The sequence below is a fragment of the Komagataeibacter intermedius TF2 genome, assembly GCF_000964425.1.
Lineage (GTDB): Bacteria > Pseudomonadota > Alphaproteobacteria > Acetobacterales > Acetobacteraceae > Komagataeibacter > Komagataeibacter intermedius.
In genome coordinates this window covers 1-2,028 of record NZ_BANF01000425.1, presented here as the reverse complement: position 1 = coordinate 2,028, position 2,028 = coordinate 1, and the positions used below count along the sequence as shown (strand labels likewise).

At 59.4% G+C, this 2,028-nt stretch carries 2 protein-coding genes; both read left to right on the top strand.

Annotated features, from left to right (window positions below):
* Positions 1-1,170 (top strand): IS21 family transposase (gene istA, locus B7449_RS17885; protein WP_048883984.1); only part of this gene is annotated, 1,170 nt, incomplete at its 5' end.
* Positions 1,167-1,898: an IS21-like element helper ATPase IstB gene (istB, locus tag B7449_RS17880; RefSeq protein ID WP_275405120.1), complete on the top strand. Its 732-nt coding sequence runs from the start codon at positions 1,167-1,169 to the stop codon at positions 1,896-1,898. The genes istA and istB, both read left to right, overlap by 4 nt.
* Positions 1,899-2,028 lie beyond the last annotated feature (130 nt).

Genomic DNA, 2,028 nt, shown 5'->3' with positions numbered 1-2,028 from the left:
GACCGCCATGAGACGGGGCGGCGGGCCGCCTATGTTCCGCTGAGTTTTGCACCTGGAGAGGCTTACCAGTTTGACTGGAGCCATGAGGTTGTCGTTCTGGGTGGTGTGGCGGTAAAGGTGAAGGTCGCGCATATGCGTCTGTGCCACAGCCGGATGATGTTCATTCGTGCCTATCCGCGCGAGGCGCAGGAAATGGTGTTTGACGCGCATGACCGGGGCTTTGCGTTCTTCAGGGGTGCATGCCAGCGGGGCATTTACGATAATATGAAGACTGCGGTGGAAACGGTTTTTGTTGGCCGGGCGCGGGACTATAACCGGCGTTTTTTACAGATGTGCGCCCATTATCTGGTTGAACCACAGGCCTGCACGCCGGCGGCAGGATGGGAGAAAGGCCAGGTTGAAAGCCAGGTGAAATATGCGCGTGGACGCGTGTTCTCCCCGCGTCTGAAGTTCCGTGACTACGAGGAACTCAATGGATGGCTTGTGGATCGATGCATCCAGCTGGCCAGAACGCATGCCCATCCGGATGTCCCGGAGAAAACGGTGTGGGAGATGTTCCTGGCCGAGCGCGCGGCTCTGGTTCCTTATGCCGGTTCCTTTGACGGGTTCCATGCCCGCATGGCATCCGTCACGAAAACCTGCCTGGTCCGCTTTGACAACAACCGGTATTCCGTCTCCAGCAGTGCGGTTGGTCGCCCTGTGGAACTCAGGGCCTATGCCGGGCGCATCGAAATCCGGCAGGATGGCCGGACGGTTGGGGTCCATGCCCGCTCGTTCGAGCGGGACCGGACGGTTTATGATCCATGGCATTATATCGGGGTGCTGGAGCGCAAGCCGGGTGCCCTGCGCAATGGCGCCCCATTCCGGGACTGGATCCTGCCCGTCTCCATTGAACGGATCCGCAGGCGACTGGCTGACAGGCCAGGTGGCGACAGACAGGTCGTACGTCTTCTGGTTGCCGTGAACGAGCATGGCCTGACCTGCGTGGACCAGGCCTGCCGGGAGGCCCTGGAAGATGGCATGCATTCCGTTGATGTCATTCTCAACATCCTGTCACGCCGGGATGATGCCACAAATCCCGTCCTGCCTGCCCTTCCCGAACCTCTGGTCCTGCATCATGCTCCTGTGGCTGACTGCAGCCGGTATGATATCCTGAGGACACGCCCATGATGGAACGTGGGCCGATCCTCCAGGCGATGGCGGAACTGAAACTCTACGGTATGAAAGCTGCCTATGATGAACTGGTGACCCATGCGGTCAAACGACAGTATCTGCCCCAGCAGGTCATAGGAGAACTGCTCCAGGCCGAAATACATGAAAAGCAGGCCCGGTCGGTACGCTACCAGATGACCATTGCCCGGATGCCGCGGGCACAGGATGTCGAGGACTTTCAGTTCGCGGATACGCCCGTCAACGAAACCCTTGTCCGTGACCTGGCTCGGGGCGAATTCCTCGACCTCAAGCGTAATGTCGTGCTTGTGGGGGGCACAGGTACCGGCAAAACCCACCTGGCCACGGCCATTGGCCGGAGCTGCATCCGCACAGGTCGGCGTGGCCGGTTCTTTAACGTGGTGGACCTGGTCAACCGGCTTGAGGCTGACAGTCGGGCGGCAAGGGCGGGTCGGCTGGCCGAACAACTCGGCCGACTGGACTTTGTCATCCTCGACGAACTGGGATACCTGCCCTTTGCCCAGTCTGGCGGACAGTTGCTGTTCCATATGATCAGCCGCCTTTATGAACAGACCTCGGTCATTGTCACCACGAACCTGTCCTTCGGTGAATGGGCCAGTGTATTCGCCGACGCCAAGATGACCACGGCACTGCTCGACCGTTTGACCCATCACTGCGACATCATCGAGACAGGGAACGAAAGCTGGCGGTTCAGGAACCGTAACTGAACCTCTCTCCAGATCCATACCTGCCCCGGCCTGTCTCCTGAAGCCGTAGGCGTAAGGAGACAGGCCGGGCCTTCAACAGGGGGTTAATATTGCATGCCGATCAGGGGTTATTTTTGAGTGCCGATTGACA

Bases quoted from the DNA above. Each gene is read 5' to 3' on its own strand.
- istB (WP_275405120.1), top strand. From the start codon at position 1,167: ATGATGGAACGTGGGCCGATCCTCCAGGCGATGGCGGAACTGAAACTC.